At 57.4% G+C, this 19,180-nt stretch carries 21 protein-coding genes; 1 reads left to right on the top strand and 20 read right to left on the bottom strand.

The genetic code is table 11. The features are described 5' to 3' along the window. Positions 1-86: 86 nt before the first annotated feature. The 7 genes from E1297_RS25440 to E1297_RS25410 form a co-directional block, all read right to left on the bottom strand. Positions 87-2,828, bottom strand: a complete 2,742-nt coding sequence (locus E1297_RS25440) for a DUF2339 domain-containing protein (protein ID WP_155143300.1) — start codon at positions 2,826-2,828, stop codon at positions 87-89. 102 nt (positions 2,829-2,930) lie between these two features. Then, complete coding sequence (locus E1297_RS25435) at positions 2,931-3,410, bottom strand: DUF2269 domain-containing protein (RefSeq protein WP_155143299.1); 480 nt, start codon at positions 3,408-3,410, stop codon at positions 2,931-2,933. Then, complete coding sequence (locus E1297_RS25430; protein ID WP_155143298.1) at positions 3,410-4,726, bottom strand: SDR family oxidoreductase; 1,317 nt, start codon at positions 4,724-4,726, stop codon at positions 3,410-3,412. Before E1297_RS25430 ends, E1297_RS25435 begins: the two co-directional genes overlap by 1 nt. 84 nt (positions 4,727-4,810) lie before the next feature. Then, positions 4,811-5,521 carry a VIT1/CCC1 transporter family protein gene (locus tag E1297_RS25425; protein WP_155143297.1) on the bottom strand — a complete coding sequence of 237 codons (711 nt, stop codon included), beginning with the start codon at positions 5,519-5,521 and terminating at the stop codon, positions 4,811-4,813. Positions 5,522-5,575: 54 nt separating this feature from the next. Further along, positions 5,576-6,568, bottom strand: a complete 993-nt coding sequence (locus E1297_RS25420; protein ID WP_155143296.1) for a YcjF family protein — start codon at positions 6,566-6,568, stop codon at positions 5,576-5,578. Further along, positions 6,561-7,016, bottom strand: coding sequence for a GNAT family N-acetyltransferase (locus E1297_RS25415; RefSeq protein ID WP_209015991.1), 456 nt, complete (start codon positions 7,014-7,016; stop codon positions 6,561-6,563). The genes E1297_RS25420 and E1297_RS25415 overlap by 8 nt, the downstream gene beginning before the upstream one ends. Next, entirely contained in the window at positions 7,013-8,428 is a 1,416-nt protein-coding gene (locus E1297_RS25410; protein WP_155143295.1) for a YcjX family protein, read from the bottom strand. The genes E1297_RS25415 and E1297_RS25410 overlap by 4 nt, the downstream gene beginning before the upstream one ends. A 114-nt stretch (positions 8,429-8,542) precedes the next feature. Between E1297_RS25410 and truA the strand changes: the two genes are divergently transcribed. After that, positions 8,543-9,310: a tRNA pseudouridine(38-40) synthase TruA gene (gene truA / locus E1297_RS25405; RefSeq protein ID WP_155143294.1), complete on the top strand. Its 768-nt coding sequence runs from the start codon at positions 8,543-8,545 to the stop codon at positions 9,308-9,310. A gap of 1 nt (position 9,311) precedes the next feature. Here truA and E1297_RS25400 read toward each other — a convergent pair whose 3' ends face one another. The 13 genes from E1297_RS25400 to E1297_RS49235 form a co-directional block, all read right to left on the bottom strand. Further along, positions 9,312-10,262, bottom strand: coding sequence for a nickel/cobalt transporter (locus E1297_RS25400; protein WP_155143293.1), 951 nt, complete (start codon positions 10,260-10,262; stop codon positions 9,312-9,314). Next, positions 10,247-10,963, bottom strand: coding sequence for a DUF1007 family protein (locus tag E1297_RS25395; RefSeq protein ID WP_209015990.1), 717 nt, complete (start codon positions 10,961-10,963; stop codon positions 10,247-10,249). Before E1297_RS25395 ends, E1297_RS25400 begins: the two co-directional genes overlap by 16 nt. Positions 10,964-10,967: 4 nt before the next feature. Beyond that, complete coding sequence (locus E1297_RS25390; protein ID WP_209015989.1) at positions 10,968-11,771, bottom strand: thioesterase family protein; 804 nt, start codon at positions 11,769-11,771, stop codon at positions 10,968-10,970. Positions 11,772-11,784: 13 nt separating this feature from the next. After that, the gene (locus E1297_RS25385) at positions 11,785-13,014 is read right to left on the bottom strand and encodes an acyl-CoA dehydrogenase family protein (protein WP_244327885.1); all 1,230 of its coding nucleotides are present in this window, start codon (positions 13,012-13,014) and stop codon (positions 11,785-11,787) included. 262 nt (positions 13,015-13,276) lie between these two features. Beyond that, positions 13,277-13,870, bottom strand: a complete 594-nt coding sequence (locus E1297_RS25380) for a GNAT family N-acetyltransferase (RefSeq protein WP_155143291.1) — start codon at positions 13,868-13,870, stop codon at positions 13,277-13,279. Continuing rightward, positions 13,863-14,261, bottom strand: coding sequence for a ketosteroid isomerase-related protein (locus E1297_RS25375; RefSeq protein ID WP_155143290.1), 399 nt, complete (start codon positions 14,259-14,261; stop codon positions 13,863-13,865). Before E1297_RS25375 ends, E1297_RS25380 begins: the two co-directional genes overlap by 8 nt. Next, on the bottom strand, positions 14,258-14,716 hold the full coding sequence (locus E1297_RS25370; RefSeq protein WP_170331139.1) for a low molecular weight phosphatase family protein: 459 nt from the start codon (positions 14,714-14,716) through the stop codon (positions 14,258-14,260). Before E1297_RS25370 ends, E1297_RS25375 begins: the two co-directional genes overlap by 4 nt. A gap of 3 nt (positions 14,717-14,719) precedes the next feature. Continuing rightward, on the bottom strand, positions 14,720-15,199 hold the full coding sequence (locus E1297_RS25365) for a UPF0262 family protein (protein WP_155143289.1): 480 nt from the start codon (positions 15,197-15,199) through the stop codon (positions 14,720-14,722). 96 nt (positions 15,200-15,295) lie between these two features. After that, positions 15,296-16,597 carry a histidinol dehydrogenase gene (hisD, locus tag E1297_RS25360; protein WP_155143288.1) on the bottom strand — a complete coding sequence of 434 codons (1,302 nt, stop codon included), beginning with the start codon at positions 16,595-16,597 and terminating at the stop codon, positions 15,296-15,298. Positions 16,598-16,656: 59 nt separating this feature from the next. Beyond that, a complete protein-coding gene (locus E1297_RS25355) occupies positions 16,657-17,178 on the bottom strand; it encodes a GNAT family N-acetyltransferase (protein WP_155143287.1) in 522 nt (173 codons plus the stop codon). Then, complete coding sequence (locus E1297_RS25350) at positions 17,179-17,655, bottom strand: DUF2948 family protein (protein WP_155143286.1); 477 nt, start codon at positions 17,653-17,655, stop codon at positions 17,179-17,181. Beyond that, a complete protein-coding gene (gene murA, locus E1297_RS25345; protein ID WP_155143285.1) occupies positions 17,655-18,920 on the bottom strand; it encodes a UDP-N-acetylglucosamine 1-carboxyvinyltransferase in 1,266 nt (421 codons plus the stop codon). Before murA ends, E1297_RS25350 begins: the two co-directional genes overlap by 1 nt. Positions 18,921-18,926: 6 nt before the next feature. Further along, the gene (locus E1297_RS49235; protein ID WP_170331131.1) at positions 18,927-19,082 is read right to left on the bottom strand and encodes a hypothetical protein; all 156 of its coding nucleotides are present in this window, start codon (positions 19,080-19,082) and stop codon (positions 18,927-18,929) included. Positions 19,083-19,180 lie beyond the last annotated feature (98 nt).

Raw genomic sequence — 19,180 nt, 5'->3', positions numbered from 1 at the left:
TCTCAGGTGGTCAGAGCGCCGGGGATATAATTCGAATAATGATGGCCGTCCGGTCATACATGGCCGCGCTTATAGGCTGCCCGCGCCTAATGGTCCAGAGGTTCTGCCTGCTGCGGCGAATGGCGCAGCTTGGCCCAGCGGTTCAGCCAGGCCAGACCAGCCAGCGCAAGGCCAAGTGCAAGCAGCGAGAACACCCGGATCAGACCGCCAAGACCCGCGATATCTATCAGGAACACCTTGGCAACGGCGAGGCCGATCACCACCAATCCTGCCTTGCGCATCAGATCGGACTGACGGGCGAGCGACTGGTAGAACAAGATTGCGCCAATTACCAACAGCGTCAGAGTGTAGGTGTACAACTCGGGCTGCGTGACACCATTGCCCTCGTACATACCCTCGGCCCCTTGCCAAAAGTGGCGGATCGCAAGCCCCAGCCAAAATGCTGCAAGCGCGCCTGCAGCAACGTAGCTGATCTGTTTCAGCCTCAAGGGCATCGACGGAATCCGCCACGCTGAAAGCCCGATGACCAGCGCGGGTAACAGATAGGCCACCGCAAGCGTGTTCAGGATCGGGGGGCCAAGCACCGGATCGACGTAGAGATGGAGCAGCGGGTTTTGTTCGATCAGCGCCTCTGCCAGACGCACCACACCATGTGCCGCGAAAAAGCCCGCAAGCAAATAGCGTGCGTAGTTCAGCTTGCCACCCAGCTCGAACCTCTGAACCTGAGCATAGGCCAGCAACAGCCAGATCACGGCAAGCAACCCAAGTCCCCACGGGCTGCTCTGAGCCCCGCCTTCGCCGAACCCCTCGAGCCAGCGCATCAGCAGCAGAGACAGCAATATGCCACCGGTCGCCCATGCGGCGCTTTCCAGCAACAGCACAGCCACCGGCCGCGTGAGTGGCCTCAGCAGCCACCATGCGATCAGGAAGCCAATAACTGCCGCGCCATAGACAAGTGTCATTTCGAGCAACGGTGCTGTATCCGCCCACTCAAGACCTGGATTGAGGACCAGCCTTACCGTGATTGAAAACACTCCGGCCCAAATAAACCAACTCATCGGCGGCAGTGTGAATTTTCGGTCCAAAGCAGCGGCAATCACCACCGTTACGACAAGCGCAACTGTCAGCGCGGCCGAACTCAGGACAATCACACAGGCGAAGGTCAGACAGGACAGGGCTGAAAGAGTGACCAAGGCTGTGCGCATGCGGTATTCACCGTCAATTCGCGCAAACCGCTCGGCCAGAACCACCATCACTGCGCCCAGTGCAATGGCATGCAGAGCCCATGGGTAGGCCCCGATCACCTGCGCAGGGTTCCAGCCGATTTCCAGCGCGATTGCCATCACTGGCGCGAACACTGCAGCGCCCCCTGCCCAGACAACAGCAAAACGCCCGCCCATGAAGGAACGCCATGCGGCAAGCAATGTGATCACTGCACCCAACGCGACCAAGATAGTGACGACCATCGGATAGTCGGCCTCGGCGGTTTCCGCATAGGTCGCCGCAAACGCCCGTTCAACAGAACCTCCGTCCATCCCGTGTGAAAAAACCGACCACACAAGACCCGCAGCAGGGAACACAACGAGGTCCTGCAGGGCGCGTGCATCCTTTGCCCAGATGAACAGCGCAAACAGCAATGCAACGAACAAGACTATGCCAAGCCAGAACTCCGACGACGAGTCTGCCCAGTGAAGCGAGAGGATCACGGAACTGGCAACCACTGCCCCAAAAGCCAGCCGGGTTGGGAATTCAGGCCAAGCCCCCCCTTTCTTGCGTCGGATGGTCTCCAAAACCATCAGTCCCGAGTGATCGGGGATCAACCGCCTGACCGGAATTGCGATCGTAATCAGCGCAAGAACTGTGGCAAATGTCAGATATGCTGGTTCAGTTGATGGCGACGACAAGACCAGCAGCAAGGCCGTTGCGTAAGACCCAACCAGCGTAAGCACCGAAATCCAGGCCCATCGCCGGACGGTATCGATGCCCAGCCCCAGCACGGCGATCACGAAAAAATATCCGTAAAGCCATGAAGGATCATTCGATGAGCCACCAACCATGAAAGGTGCTGCGAAAGCTCCGATCAGACCAACAGCGGCCAATAGCGGGCCATGAAACCAACCCAGCACCAGCCCCGTCAGTGCAATCACGACCATTCCAAACAATGCGGTTTCGGGGCCGATCAGATCATACAGCTGTCGCGCGGACAGCACGCCCCCAAACAGCGTCACAAGCCCTGCGCCCGAGAATACCGACGGCAAATAGGCGGTGGCCGAGTCCTCATCGTCGCCGAACCGGCGGCGCACCACTTCGCCCGCTACGATTAGAGCTGCACCAAAGGCCAGCGCGGCCAACACCCGGGCAGTGGGTGGCAGCAGGCCATTTTCGACGCCATATTGGACGAGGAATATACCTGCGAGAGCTAGTGAAAGAGCAGAGACCGCATAAAACCAATTCTCGCGCAGCCAAGCGCCCAGCGCCGCAATACGATCCCCGCGAAAGACAATCGCTCCACTGTCTTCTTCTTCGGCTTCAACGACGCTCGTGTCGGTTTGTTCACTCTCAACCGCCGCAGGCATCCCCTCCGCTGTTGGCGCAGACCATGGCGCAGGTTTCGACTGTTCTTTTTCCTCCTCGGAAAGTTCCTGCTCAGCAGCTGACATGGGTGATGTAGTAGGCGCTCGCTCAATCGCGCCCATCGACATCTCCGTGAGCTGATGTTCGAGTTGTTCGACCCGTTTACGCAAACGGGACTGACCGACCAACAACACAATGATCGAAATGGGTATGGCCAGAACAATCAGGCCAATGAGGACGAGTAGGGACTCCAAAAAAATACCTCCGGAGATAATCGGCCTGAACCTACATTGAACGGGCACCGGGTAATAGTCTGGAAATCCAGTTAGATTTGTTTTGTTGTAGGCTAGCCGGTATCAGAACAAGGCTAAGTCGGGACGCTCCAGCATCAGCCAGATAATCGCCAACACTGCAACAAACGCGGGAAATCCGCAGGCAAACCAGATGCGGAACAATTGATGATAGGCATCTGGCAGTTCCTCGCCATTTCCCGCTGCACGCCGGGCATAGTCACGTAAACGCAGCTGTATCCAGACCACTGGAAGCCAGAACAAACCTGTAAAAACATAAAGCAGCAGCGACAAAGCGATCCATCCCTCGGACAATGACCATCCCAGCCTCCACGCCAGCAGAAATCCGGTAATCGGCTGCAGAATGACGGCTGACGTCGTGAACAACAGATCAGCCAAAACCACGATACTGGCTGTATGCGCAATGATACGCGGATCCCGGCTGCGATGCGCCATCAGCATAAAGAACGCTATGCCCGCACCCGTTCCCAGCAAGACACAGGCACCAATGACATGCAGCCAGCGCAGGATCAGATCGGGGTCCATTACCTGCTCTCCAACATTGGCCACGCAATCAAAGACAGCATCATCGCTGGCAGGATCTTGACCAGAGGTCCAAGAGGGTCACCCCAAAGCGCCGGGGCGGCAACGGTCGCGGCCAACAGATAGAACAATGCAACAGCGCATTGCAAAAGGCATACCCGACCGGCCCATGGACGCCACAACAAAGCCAGACCCAGAGCGATGTCGACAAGCGACCAGAACACGACGCTGACCGCTGCGGACGGGGCAGACCAACCTGCATCAAGAAGCACCGATTTGGCCTGCGATAATCCGGTCAGCCCAAGGACACCGGACAACACCCAGAACAGGCTCAGCACCGCTATTGCCAGAGGCATCAACAGGGTCATACGCGCCGTCAAGCGATGTTCACGCGCACAGGTCAGGCGGCTATAGACCTCATCCATTGAGGCCAGCGATGCACCCGCAGCCTTACGATATGGTTCCGGATCGCCCGTGACCCCATCCGCCATGACCGTCATGGCGGTACTGCGCAAGGGCGAACGCCATCCCAGTTTTCCCAGAAAATCCGCCAAGGCTGCGACCAAGCGGGTCGTCCACACCGGCACCCCAACCGTCAGCTGAGCCGCCGAGAAACCCAGCCACCGACGCGTCGCTGCGAGCACGTCAGACAGCGGATGTTCAGCATCTTCGACGAGATCATAGGCTCCCTGAGGCAATTCACCTGCAATAGTCGCGGTGATAGCACCGCACAGATCATCCATGCCAACACACTGAACCGGCGTTGCCGGGTAAGCGATCGGCTGCACCAGCGGGATTGCCGCCAGCATCCTTAACAATGCAGTCCCGCCATAGTCGCTCTGCCCGATTACCAAACCCGGTTTGAGTATCCATGCAGGAGCTCCACAGATACGGAGCGCTGCATCGCCTGCGGCCTTGGTTCGCATGAAATCAGTCGTTGCATCAGGCTCGGCCCCGATGGCTGAAATCTGGACAATTGAAATGCCCAACTCGGCACAAGCCTGTCCCAAAGCAGCGATGGCTTTGTGATGCACATTCTCAAGATCATCGGCCCCGCCGTCTTGCAGCGCACCTGCGCAATTCACCACCGCGTCAACGTTGTTCAGACGGGATCGCCAATCCTCAGGATCCAGAAAATCCCTCAGATCACCCTCTACAAGCGTGACGCTCGGCAAGACCTTTGTCCCTGTTCGCGCATCGCGCACCATGCCGGTTACGCTTGCGCCTTCAGACTGAAGCGCCCTTGTGACTGCAGCTCCGATAAACCCGTAAGCCCCCAAAACCAGAACGCGTTTTCCGTGTAATCTCTTTTGCGGCATGACCACTCAAATCCGTTTTCACGACAGTATCTGATTGATCCGCGCGCACCAGCACCACCGGGCAAACTGCGACATCAACTGCCCTCATGGATGGAACAGCGATCCAACCAAGTAGGCGATCGAAGCTGCCGCACCGCCAATCAAAAAAGTTTCCAGCCCTGAGCGCCACCAAGGCGACAGCGACCACCGGCTTTTCAAAGCCCCGATTGCAAAGAAAACACCCATCGTCAGCCAAGCCGAGATAACAAAGGCACCATCCAGAGAAAGCAGGAATGGCAGGAGCGGGATCATGCCTGCCGCGAGAAAGGCAAAAAATGTCGCCGTCGCCGCTTTGATTGGATGGGGATCAACGCTACCCAATCCGTATTCGCCCTCAAGCATCAGACTGATCCAATTTTCCCGGCTGGCAGTGATTGCCTCGGTCGCTTCATTGAGCACCTCGCCAGAAAGCCCTTTTTGCGCGAGTATTTCCTTCACTTCTGCCCGCTCGCCTTCGGGATAAAGCTCGATATGCCTTTCCTCAATGGCGCGGATGCGTCGGATGTTGTCCAGTTCAGCCTTGGTGCCTGAGTAATTGCCTGCAGCCATCGAAAACCCGTCCGCCAGCACATTGGCCAGACCAAGAGCAACGATTACGAATGGCGACAACCCTGCCCCGGCAACACCCGCGACGATCGCAAAGGTGGTTACAGACCCATCGATCCCGCCATACACAACATCGCGCAACACACCCCGCCCGGGCGGTGCATTTATCCGCGCCGTGATTTCCTGCTGGCTGTGTCCGTGATCGGTCATGGCTGGCTCCTTCCCCATATTGCGGGGTTTGGCAGGCCAGGACCTTGCGACAGATCAACCCTTTGAAAACAACCCGCTCAAGGCACGTTTAACCATACCACGGGTCGATGGTTTGTGCCGTTCGGAAAATGGTAAAGGGCGACAAACCTCCATCGCGGCAACTCCGACACGGGCAGACAGGGCGCCGTTTACAAGGCCCTCGCCAAAACGCCGGGACAGTTTGCTAAGGACTGAACCACCAAGAACCGGCTCGAGCAGATCATCACCAACGGCCACAGCCCCGGTCGCAACGAGGTGAACAAACACTGCCCGAGTCAAACGCCAGCTACCCAGAAAACCGGCGCGACCGCCATAGATTTCCGCAATCCGGCGGATCATACGCAGCGAAGATGCCAGGGCCGTCACGACATCTGCCAACGCAAGGGGCACCAGCGCAGTAACCGTGGCCACCTGCCGTGCTGCCGCCTCAACCTCTCGGCTGGCTGCAGCGTCCAATGGTGCCAGCAGCTCATCTTCGGCCAATACCAGCAGCCCGGAGGCATCGAACTGCTCCTCCATCCGCTCAGACAGGCGCTCCCGCCCCCAGCGGGTTTCCTCACGCCCCTTGTAGAACGAGATCAGGCGGTTCGTGACCGCGCGCGCTTGCCCCAGATCGGCATCTGCCAGCGCAGTATCAGCGGCGCGGCGCATTCCATCCACACGGGACAGGCGGCCAATTGCAGCCAACTCGCGCAAAGCAATGATCAGCCCTACAAGCACTAGGGCGCCGATTAATGCTGTAACGATCCATCCCAATACTGGCGCACGCGCAACCAGAGACGTGGCGAAATCCCATGCCGCCACCGAAATCGCCGCTCCGACCACAGCAAGTGCCAGCCCCCAGAACCACCGCGACAAGACCGAAGGCTTACGAGCTGCCAAACGCGCTGCAGCCTGCATAGCCTGCCCTTGCGGCTGCGCTATGTCAGGGACCGGAGGCGCATCAGATACATCCGTTGCTGGCCCGGCATCATCTTCGAGATCAATCAGAACCGGACCTTTAGCCATCGTTCAAACCCTCTTTTCGCCAGGCAAATTTGATGTCGGGCAGGTTTTCATCATTGTCTGCTCCATCGCTGCGCGCAATTTCAACAAAACCATTCTGTCTGTAAAACCGAAGGGCTGGTTCATTTGCCTGAAAAGCGAACAATGACAATTCAGAATGCTGAGACTTTGCAAGATTCAGCAGTTGTCGCCCTATCCCCTTTCGACGCGCGGAGGATGTCAGGTACAACGAGTGGATTTCCGAACCCTTTAGCGCCAGAAACCCTACGACATCGCCATCATCATCAGCGACAGTTACCCAGCCCTGATCGATCATGTAGCCACAAAACGCTATCGTTTCGGCACAGGTATGGAGATTTGGCATCCAATCGTTTTCCTGCGCAAACCCATGCAGGATCGTGCCTGTCGTACCTGCATCCGTGCTGCGCGCGGGTCTTAGGGTAACGGTCACAGGCGATCTCCGATCAGAAACTGCGTAGCGCGGTCCAGACGAATATGTGGCGGGCCATCCCCAGGTCGAAGGGTCAGCTTTGCCGGAGCGAAGGCCATAAACCCATAGTCCTCCCCCAGCCAGCCTTCGGCACCGTTGCGCGCTGGCGTCAGCAGATGGGCGGGATCTTCCGGTAAATCCCCCGGGTAAAAAGCTGCCTTCTTTCCGCTTTCCAACAAAGTGCCACGAACGCAGGGCAATTCCACCCCATCGTGACTGCGCATTTCTTCCGTGGTCGCGCGGAGAGCTGCCAACGACAGCGCTGCAGTTTCGGCCCCGGCAAACTTGGCGCGATCACGGGCCTCTCGCGTCAACGCCTCCATAATCGCGGTCAGACGTGGGTGCTGAAGATGATGAAGATGATCCGCTTTGGTGGCCGCAAAAAGGATGCGTTCAACCCGCTTGCCAAGCAGCATTTGGCTCAGCCAGGCATTCCGCCCCGGTCGGAAGGCAGACAGAATATCAGCCATAGCGCGACGCATGTCTTCTACGGCCTGTGGTCCCTTGTGGATCGCGCCCAGCGCATCAACCAGAACAACCTGCCGATCGATCCGGGCAAAGTGATCGCGAAAAAACGGTTTGACCACCTGCGATTTGTAGGCCTCGTAGCGCCGTTCCATCTCGCGCTGCAGCGTTCGCCGACGCGACGGTCCAGAAACAGGCAGAGGTGCAAATGTCAAAACCGGGGATCCGGCCAAATCGCCCGGCAAGATGAACCGCCCTGGCGTGCAATCATAGAACCCGGCTTCTCGGGCTGCGTTCAGATAGGTGGTGAACAAACCAGCCAACGCCTGAGCTGCGGGCTCTTCATGAGGAGCTGCAAGGTCAACTGCCTTTGCCTGCGCCAGAAATTCAGCAGCCTGAGGGCGTTTCTCAATCCTTGCAAGCGTCTCGTGCGACCACTCTTCGTAAGATTTCTCGAGCAATGCCAGATCAAGCAACCACTCGCCGGGATAATCAACGATATCCAGATGGATCTTCCGCGGCCCCTGCAGACCTGACAGCAAACCAGCAGGGCGCGCCTTGAAAGACAAACGCAGCTCTGACACAGCGCGCGTACTGTCCGGCCAGTGCGGCTCCGGTCCGGTCAGGTCTGAGAGATGGGATTCGAAATCGAACCGGGGAACTGTATCGTCTGGCTGTGGCTGCAGGTAGGCAGCGTTAATCCGCCCCTCCTGCTGCGCGACCAGCCCGGTCATACGTCCGCGGTCCAGCAGGTTGGCGACCAATGATGTGATGAAAACCGTCTTTCCCGATCGCGCCAATCCGGTGACGCCCAGACGGATAACAGGCTCGAACAGCGTCTCAGATACCCGGTCGCCCACGGTTTCGACGCCGCGCACAAGACTGTCTGCCAGTGATGAGATGACCAATCTGTCGCCCCGCAATTATCGTTTTTTCCAAGATAGGTAGAGGTCGCAGGACTTGCCAGAGCTTTTGTCCATCCAGCCCTTGCCCGAACCCGCGTGTCGCGATACCAGCGCCTCATGCCCAGATACGCGTTGAAAGTCGAATACCAAGGGGAACCGTTTGCCGGATGGCAACGGCAAAAAGAGCTGCCATCCGTGCAGGGCGCTATCGAACAGGCCCTGTCACGCCTTCAACCCGGCGAGCATACCATCGCGGCTGCCGGTCGTACCGATGCGGGCGTTCATGCGTTGGGACAAGTGGCTCATTGCGATCTTGAAAAAGAGTGGGATCCGTTCCGCCTGTCTGAGGCGCTGAACTATCACCTCAAGCCGCAGCCTGTCGCCATCGTTAAGGCAGCGCGCGTGGATGACGACTGGCATGCCCGCTTTTCTGCGCTCGAGCGGCAATACCTGTTCCGCATCCTGATGCGTCGCGCACCTGCAACCCATGACAAGGGTCAGGTCTGGCAGATCAATCATCGGCTGGATGTGGATGCGATGCAGGCCGGGGCGGACATGCTGATAGGACGGCATGATTTCACAACTTTCCGCTCCTCCATCTGCCAGGCTGCGAGCCCGGTCAAAACACTGGATGAATTGCGTGTCGGGCAGGTTCAGGGCTTTTCCGGTCCCGAAGTACATTTTCACGTCCGCGCACGGTCATTCCTGCACAATCAGGTGCGTAGCTTTGTCGGCACGCTGGAGCGGGTCGGTGCAGGTGCATGGAGCCCGGAAGATGTACGCCATGCGCTGGAAGCAACTGATCGAGCAGCTTGTGGCCCGGTCTGCCCTCCGCAAGGCCTCTACCTCGCGCGGGTTGGGTATCCTGAGGCTGTTTTTGACTGAATCAAATCGCGCGCAGCAAAAGGCCACCCGCGATCACTGCAATGATCAGTCCGGCGACCAATTCGATGGTTGGCGCCAGCACGGATGCGAAACGGGTCGCCGAAGCTGATGCCAACAGCCCTCCGCGCAATCCAAATGACGTCCACCCCACCAAAGTTGTGACCAATGCTGTGCCCAGCGCCATAGAAAAGGCACCTGCAATTCCTACCATCGCGATACCCATTTGCCATGTCAGGATGAGGACAAACAAAGCTCCGGTACAAGGACGGGCGGCAATACCTGCGATCAGGACCACTGCCTCGCGCAGGCTCCCGACCTGAGCCACTTCTTCGGCGGTTGGACCATGGCGATGACCGCAATCTGAACAGACCTCATGTTCGTGGTGTTGGTCGTGGTGGTGATGATCGTGGTGATCATGTTCATGATGGTGATGATGGTTGTGTGAGTTCTCATTGCGCTGCCGTCTTGCAAAGCTGCGCAACGCGCGAAAGACCAGCCACAGACCAATAGCTGCGATTGCGCCGTAGCTGATTGGTGCCATCACCTGTTCCGTCGTTCCGACAAGGCTTTCCCGGGACATCTGGAAAACCAACACCCCGGCATAGACCAAAACGATGGCCGTCACCGCCTGCCCCAAACTGGACAATACGCTGATGGCAGACAGACGCCAGAACGCGACCCGGCGACCCAAACCATAGCCGCCGATCAACACCTTACCGTGGCCCGGTCCTATTGCGTGGAAAAACCCGTAGGCAAAGCAGACCGTCAATAAGGTTGCAACAGCTTCGGGCTGTTCTGCCCGCGCAGCACGCAGGGATCGTGCGATCTGGTTCTGGAATTCACGCTGTTCGCCCGCCGCCCATGCGGCAAGGTGATCAAACCCGCCACTGCCCCAGAACCACAGCAGCAATCCACACGCCAGGGCAACCGGTACAATCAGGTATTTGGACATGAAACACGAATCTCGGTCGCAAAGTTCTCGCCGACAAGCGGGATGTCATTTTCTTCGAGGTCGTAGTCGGCATCCAACGTCAACAAAAAGGCCTGCATCTGGGCGAGTTGCCCGTCGATATCCGGATCAAAGCGTTCGACCTTACAGGTGTCAGGTCCTGAAACCGTGACAGGGCGCGTGACCTCGTAAGCAGTGTAATACGTCTCGTCGAAAGGTTTGGCTGACAATGCGGTGGCCGGGACAAACCCATCTTCGACCGCGCGCAGATGTGTGGTTACAATCCGACCATCTTCGGTGGTTGCACGAGGCTCCATCGGGCCAGAAAGCGGCACATTGGTTCCATCTGCCTGAACAACCAGATCGCCGTTATATCCTTCGACCCATTGCGCATCAAAACCGGCCAGTACCTGTTCCTCGGCATCAGTCAGGACACCATCGGCATCCTGATCCAGTTTCATATCTTCCAGAACCAGCAACGAGTAGAATTCGTCATATACCCAAGTTACGCGCACATGGGTCAACTGACCAGCGTCGTCAACAATGAACTCAAGCCCGGTGTCGATAAAGACGTGCGGGTGTGCGGTTGCCGAAATCGGCAGACAGCAGGTCAGGAATGTGGTCAGCCAACGCATGACGGGAAGATAGGGTGCACAGGGGATGGCGGCAACGTGTTTCACTGCAATGGCGCAAAAACCAGCCAACGGCCTACCCCGGCGGGAACAGAACCAGAGTTTGCAGCGCCGTCCCAACCGGCCCTTCGGTGTCATAGAGCACTGATTGTGACATCCCGATCCCCGACGAATGCCAGTGGGATACTGAGTCAGAGGCCAACCATTCCGAGACGGGCTCTCGGTGAATATGTACCGTCAGATCGGTGTTCATGAACCCCATCTCAGTCGGCGGTGCATTCCATGAGATACCATTGCCGCAATCCGCCAGGGGGCACAGTGCTTGAATCGGGGATGGCGTCTCTCCTTCAAGCAAGGCAGGTGTGCGCATCCAGATCGCCTTGGGGCCCGGCCCCTGATTGCCGCCCGCGGGGTATGCAACTTCGGTGAAATGCGCAAAGCCGGGCAGATCATGGCGCATCTGACGAATTGGGAAAGGCCCATCAACGACATTGTTAAGGTCCAGCGAATTGATGCTAGCGTTTGGAACTTTACCCAGTTCCTTGCGAACCAGATGCATGGTTGTCGCCGTCGCACATAACGTGTCATCCAGATCATGCACCGTCACCCGTGTCGTGGCGAGCGTCCGGGTGTGCCGCGTGGTTTCAGCCGCAACCCTCAATCCGGCCAGCGGCAAGGGGCGTAGCAAATCCACTGTCAGCCGGGTCAGCATCTTCTCAGGGCCGACTTCGGTTTCGGCTGCACGCGCAATCAGACCCGTCACCGGCCCGGCATGACAATGATCTGCCGACCATGGGCCACGCACCGGATCGTTGCCGACAAAGGCACCGTCAGTGCTGGTGTGAAAATAGGCCTGCTCTTTCAGGTCAGGTTGCATCATTTGCCTCTAAACCTCAGATCTTTTCCTGAGTGTATTTCTTCAGTTCTGCCCGTGCCACCTGACGACGGTGAACAGCATCCGGCCCGTCGGCCAACCGCAATGTCCGGACGTGAGTCCATGCCGACGCGAGCGGCGTATCCTGACTGATACCCTGAGCTCCGAACATCTGAACGGATTCGTCGATAACCTTGAGTGCAACGCGCGGGGCAACAACTTTGATCTGGCTGATCCACGGCGCTGCCGCTCGCGCATCTCCCTGATCCATGTACCAAGCGGCCTTGAGGCACAAAAGCCTGGCCATCTCAATCTCCATCCGGCACTCAGCGATGATGTCGAAATTAGCGCCCAGTTGAGCAAGTTTCTTTCCGAAAGCCTCTCTCTGCAGTGAGCGTTTGCACATCTGCTCCAGCGCGATTTCGGACTGACCGATTGCGCGCATGCAGTGATGAATCCGGCCCGGCCCCAAACGACCCTGCGCAATCTCGAAACCTCGGCCTTCACCCAGCAGGATATTCTCGGCCGGAACCCGAACGTTGGTAAATCGAATATGCATGTGCCCGTGCGGCGCATCGTCGTGGCCGTAGACCTCCATAGGCCGCAGAATCTCGATCCCCGGGGTATCTGCGGGCACAACAATCATTGATTGCCGTTTGTGTACCGGCAGATCGTCTCCACCAGTTTTGACCATCACGATGTAAACTTTGCATCGTGGATCACCCGCACCGGATGACCACCATTTCTCACCGTTCAGAACATACTCATCGCCATCCCGCACGCAGGACATTGAGATATTGGTCGCGTCAGATGAAGCAACATCCGGCTCTGTCATCAGATAGGCCGATCGGATCTGGCCATCGAGCAGTGGCTTGAGCCATTGCTCTTTCATCTTCTCGGTACCGTAGCGTTCGAACACTTCCATGTTGCCGGTGTCCGGAGCCGAACAGTTGAACACTTCGGCCCCAAGTGGCGTTTTACCCATTTCCTCGGCAAAATAGGCGTATTCCACCGTTGTCAGGCCAAAACCTTTGTCACTGTCGGTTAGCCAGAAGTTCCACAAACCCGCCGCCTTGGCCATGGCTTTCAGCCCTTCGAGAATTTCGGCCTGCCGTTCCGTGTACTGCCAGCGATCACCTTTGTTGATTTCCGCGTGGTATTCTTCCTCAAGCGGCATGATCTCATCGCGGATCATCTCAGTCACGCGTTGCAACAGCGCGCGATTTTCCTCACGCAGTCCAAATGACATCATTCCCAAATTCCTCCCTGCCCCCACGAACCGAGGCTAACGTTTAACAAGAGGATGCCTTAGCTGCACTGATCCTGTCTAGCTGGGTGACGGGACGTCACTAAGATCAATTTTGAATGAAAGACGCGCAAGTGCCCGTGCAGGCTTTTGGCATCTCGGTATTTCAAGGGGCAGCAAGAGTATTTTCTGATCAGCATGGTGTGAGTTTAGCTTAACGATTGCAGGTCACGACACGTATGCTTCCAGGCCGACCATGTTCCATTCACAAATCGCGTATCCAGAACTGTAGAGGTTTAAGCGTTTCGTCCTTGTCACCCAGATCTTTCCACGAGAACTGGGCCACCGCACCCGCCAGCTTTTCATATCCCCGTGCGCGCCAGAATTCATCCAGCGGGCGATAGCTCGCGGGGCGCATCGGGTGATCTTGCGGCCTCTGTACAGCACAGAAGGCGCATTTCCCGAACCCCAAGCTCTGCGCATGCGCTTCTCTCAGATCAAAGAACCTGTGGCCGACACCCTGCCCCCGATACTCGGGCAACAGCACGGATTCAGCACAATAGAATATCTCGGCCAGATCCAGCCCCGAGCCTTCGAAAGCAGCGGCGAAATCGTCGGCGTGGTCTGTCAGGGGGGCGCCTGTCGACGCACCGATCAGACGATCGCCATCAAAGGCGCCAACCACGATAGCTTTGTCGCTGTCACGATAGGATTGCAGGTACTTACGTTCGTATTCCAGATCACCATCATAGAGATAGGGCCATGCGCGGAACACCGCGATCCGCAGACGTGCCACGTCGTCCAGTGCCCCCGCCAGCGTGGAACCGGTCAGGGCGTGGACGTCGGTGACCTCAGCCATTGGAGACCTGCTTTACCCAATCCGCCAGATTGTAGAAGGTCGTCACCCGCGTGATCTTGCTGTCCTTCAGGTTAAAGAACGATCCTGCTGGCAGTCGGTAGGTTTGCCCATGCGCCTCAGGCAATCCTGCATCCGTTTCCAGATAGGTGCCGTTCACAATAAACTCTGCCGCCGCGCGGGTGCCGTTTTCAGCCTCGAACACCACAATATCCGTAAGGTTTTCTTTGTAGCACCGGTTCATGTGGGCACAGAATTCCGCGAATTTGTCCTTACCGGTCCGAATTTGGCCCTCGTTCACGTGATGGGCTACGTCATCAGACAAGCATTTCAGCATGCCTTCAACATCACCGGCATTGAAGGCATCGAAATAGGTTTTTACAGTCTGGTTCATGCGATCTCCGTAGGTTCACCCCAGCGATCCTTAAGATGTTTGATGATCTGATCGCGGGTCTGACGGTAGTGGTGTAGCTTCTGATCCCGTGTCTCGCCCAGTCCGGTAGGGTCCATTATTGGCCAATAATCGACATCCAGATGAAAAAACCGGGTCAGTTCCAGCGCTTTTCTCTGGCTCGCCGGCGAAAGCGCGACGATCAGATCAAAGGAACTCAGATCGTCGCCCCATTCCTCCATCTCATCGAACGAGCGCGAGCGGTGACGGGACAACTCGACATCAATTTCCTGACAGGCAGCGATACTAAAGCCATCTATTTCGAGATCATTGTGCACACCGGCAGATTGAACATAGGTGCCCGTGCCATAGAATTTCTTCATGATCCCTTCGGCCATAGGTGACCGAACCGCGTTATGGTCACAACAAAACAGGACCGATTGCGGCAAAGGCTTCACGCGTCACCCTCCAAAGTGCAAAACGCAGATCAGGGTGAAAAGGCGACGCGCAGTATCAGTGTCGATTTCGGCCTTGCCGTCCAGACGCTCCTGCAACACACGACTGCCTTCGTTGTGGATCCCCCGGCGCGCCATATCGATGGTTTCGATCTGGCTGGGCGGCAAAGTTTTCACCGCGTTGAAATAGCTTTCGCAGATCTGGAAATAGTCTTTGACCACCTGCCGGAACGGCCCAAGCGACAAGTGAAACTCGGCCGCCTTTTCGCTTTCTTCAGTCGCGATATCAAATACCAATCGCTTGTCGCGGATCGACAGCTGTACGTGATAGGGACCCTCAGGCACAACGCGATCATCCCGTTTCGGCAACGCGAACGAGTTCTCTTCGAGGAGATCATAGATCGCAACCTTGCGCTCCTGCTCGATCTCCGGTGTCGGAGGTGGCAGATTTCGGTCGTCCAGTTCGATGTGCGAAATTCGGGTCATGTTTCCAAGGGTCCGATCAGGTCATGACAGACCTATATCAACGTTTTCAGATGGGCAACGCGCAGATGCACCTGCGCGCCTCACTGTTGCGTTGGGTCAACCGTTCAGGCGTTTCAACCGTGCTGTCACAGACAGTCCGTGTGCCTCAAGGCTCTCGGATTGCGCAAGCTTTTCGGCCGCAGGACCAATGGCGCGCAGGGCTTCGGGTGTCATGTGGCTGAGCGTGGTGCGCTTCAGGAAATCCATCACGCTGAGGCCGGATGAGAACCGGGCCGAACGCGCGGTGGGCAGCACATGGTTGGGGCCGCCGACATAGTCACCGATAGCTTCGGGTGTGTATTGGCCCAGGAAAATCGCGCCAGCATGCACGGTCTTTTTGCTCAGCGCGACAGGGTCTGCAACGCAAAGTTCGAGATGTTCGGGTGCAATTCTATTGGATAGTGCTGCCGCTTCATCTAGGTCGCGCACAGTGATGACCGCTCCGAAATCACGCCAGCTGGCCCCAGCTATATCCCGGCGCTGCAGCGTTTCCAGTCGCTTCTCGACCGCTTCGCTGACGGCCAGACCAAAAGCGGCGTGATCCGTGACCAGTATGGATTGCGCGCTTTCGTCGTGCTCGGCCTGGCTCATAAGATCCAGTGCAATCCAGTCCGGGTCATTGTCCTTGTCAGCGATTACCAGAATTTCCGAAGGCCCCGCGATCATATCGATGCCGACCTTGCCGAAAACCCGACGCTTGGCCGCAGCAACGAAAGCGTTGCCCGGTCCGGTGATTTTGTCGACCGGAGCGATGGTTTCAGTGCCATACGCCAAAGCTGCAATCGCTTGCGCACCGCCAATGCGATAGATTTCATCCACACCAGAAAGCTGAGCCGCCAACAGGACCAACGGATTGGTCTGACCATCCGGTGTAGGAACCGCTATCGCCAGACGCTCGACACCCGCAACCTTGGCCGGGATTGCGTTCATCAATACGGATGAGGGGTAGGACGCCAGCCCCCCCGGCACATAAAGGCCTGCTGCAGAAACTGCCGACCAACGCCAGCCCAACGTCGCACCAGTTGCATCCGTCCATTCGTGATCCAAAGGCAGTTGCTTTTCGTGGTAAGCGCGGATGCGTTCCGCCGCCAGTTCCAGCGCGGCGCGATCTTCATCCGAAACCTGCCTGACCGCATCAGAGATTTCTTCTGCGCTGAAGGCCATCGTTGCCGGGGTCAGTTCAAGCCGGTCAAATTTCGCCGTTAATTCTATGACCGCAGCGTCACCCCGGCTGCGCACATCATCAATGATCCCGGCGACCACTGCATCGACATCGGGACTGTCTTCGCGCTTAGCAGACAAAAGCGTCTGAAAGGCGGTTTCGAAATCAGAGGAGGTCGTGTCGAGGAAAACGGGCATGATTTGCAACTCCGGGCGTTTGAACGGGTCATATCGCCGGGACGCTGGCGCCTCAACCCTCAGTCCGTCAGGTGCAGCGATTTGCGCATTGGGAACTGTGGAATACCGTTCCAGTCTTGGCTCTGGCCAGAGTCCTGCCAGCCTCGGGTCAGATAAAACTCTCTCGCCGTACGCGTGGCCTCCAACTGTGCTTCTTTGCAACCACCAGATGCCAGTTCGTGCTCGAGCCGGTTCAGCAAAGCAGAACCGATGCCCTGCCCCGTATGTGCAGGATCAACGTACAGCAAAGAAATCCTGCCTGTTTCGAATAATCCACCAACGGCGGCGACACCTCCGCCGTTTTCTGCCAGCCATATCTGCGAGCCTGCCTCTATCCACCCGCGGATCGTGGCAGGATCTTTATTGGCTGTCCAAAGGGAGATTTTCTCCGGATCGCCCTGATGGTCGACCGTACAAAGTTGCGTAATCGAACGGATCAGGACCCGGCTCAGATCGAATACATCAAAAACGGATGCACGACGCAGCACCAAAACCTTGGGCACTTCAGAAAATGCCTGCGATATGCCACGTTTGTTTTGCATTTACTCCGGGTGGTGCGGAGCCTGCCCGGACGGAGCCTGATACGGGCGCGTGACGTCCTTGAGCGTGACTTCAATGGCTTCTACCGACAAACGGATCGCTCCGTCACCGGCCAATGTCAGCAGAACCTCTCCAGCGCCATCTTCTCCGGCCTCGAAGTCAACTGACATCAACGACAGTATGGTGTCCTTGTCGCCGCGATCGATACCCTGACTCGCAACAGACAACACAGAATCAAACACCAGCAACGACTGCACGCGTTCAAAGGCCCGACCGCGACGCGCGGCGGCATCTTTGTCTTCCCAGCGGAAGCGGTTCAGCAACAGCCCGAATCGACGTTCTGAGGCACGCCATGTCATCTCGGTGACCGGGAACACGGCATCCTGCGTCAGGGTCGAGATAACCTCAAGGTCATCAGCATCCTCGGCTCCAAGGTTCAGGGGGGCTTCGCGCCCTTCTTCAAAGGTTGCGTCTGTCATCAGCCCTTTATCCGTTCAATTTTTGCGCCCACGCCTTCCAGCTTGCGCACCACATGTTCATATCCGCGGTCCAGATGATAGACCCGGCTGATTGTTGTCTCGCCTTCCGCCGCCAATCCGGCCAGGATCAGCGAGACCGAAGCACGCAGGTCCGTTGCCATAACGGGCGCGCCCTTCAGGTTCTCAACACCGGTCACAGTCGCGGTCCCTCCGTGCACTTCGATATTCGCACCCATGCGCACCAATTCGGGGGCGTGCATGAAGCGGTTTTCAAAGATGCGCTCCTCCAGAACCGAGGTACCCTCAGCCGTGCACATCAGTGCCATCATTTGCGCCTGCAGATCTGTCGGGAATCCGGGGAACGGTTCGGTGACAACATCGACCGAGTTCACACGACCGTTCTTACGGGACACTTTCAGGCCCTTTTCAGTCTCTACAACACTCACACCAGCAGCATCCAGTTTGGCCGCAAAGGATTCAATGAGCCCCAATCGACCGCCCAGCAACTCAACCTCACCACCGCAGATCGCGGGGGCCAGCATATAGGTGCCCAACTCAATCCGATCGGTCACAACCTGATGCGTCGCCCCATGCAGACGGTCCACACCCTGAATTTCGATAGTCGGAGTTCCCTCGCCCGAAATCTGCGCACCCATCTTGCGAAGACACTCCACCAGATCGACGATCTCGGGCTCGCGCGCTGCGTTCTTCAGAACCGTAGTTCCCTTTGCCAAAGTTGCGGCCATAACGATGTTCTCGGTCGCACCAACAGAGGCAAAACGCATCTCATGCACTGCACCTTTAAGCCCACCCGGCGCCTTGGCGTGCAGATAACCATCCTTTAGCTCGATCTCTGCCCCCAAAGCCTCGAGCCCTTCGACGTGTAGGTCCATCGGCCGCGCGCCAATGGCACATCCGCCCGGCAGCGAAACCACGGCCTGTCCCAGCCGCGCCAGCATCGGGCCCAGCACAAGATTGGACGCCCGCATCTTCCGCACAATTTCGTAGTCTGCCGTGTGGCTCGTCAGGTCATGACTGGACATGGCCAACACCTGCCCGTCCTGCAGCGCAGAAACCTCGGCCCCCAGCGATTGCAGCAACAGCGACATGGTCTTGATGTCACTCAGCCGCGGCGCATTGGTCAGCGTCAGCGGTTCTTCGCTCAACAAAGTTGCCGGCATCAGCGTCAGGCAGGCGTTTTTGGCGCCTGCAATCGGAATCTGGCCATTAAGCGGGCCGTTGCCCGTAACTAGAATCGAATCCATCTGCTCTTATCCCTCGTCCTGATCCGGCTTGGTATCAGAAGTCGCGCGCGCCTTCGCCTGCGCCTTACGCCGTGCAAGGTTAGCCTTCAATGCGGCCTTTAGCCGATCTTCGCGTGCGTCCCCGGATTTGCCGTGTTTTTTAGGTGAATTTTTATCTGCCATGATCTTTCTCTACAGGAGGCGAAAAAAACCGTCCAGACACCCTTGCACCCTGTTTCGTTTGAGTCTAATCACCCGCCACAGCGCTGCTGTAGCTCAGA

Source organism: Roseibium sp. RKSG952, assembly GCF_009711355.1.
The sequence above is the reverse complement of the archived record's forward strand: the minus strand, read 5'-3'. Positions and strand labels throughout refer to the sequence as shown.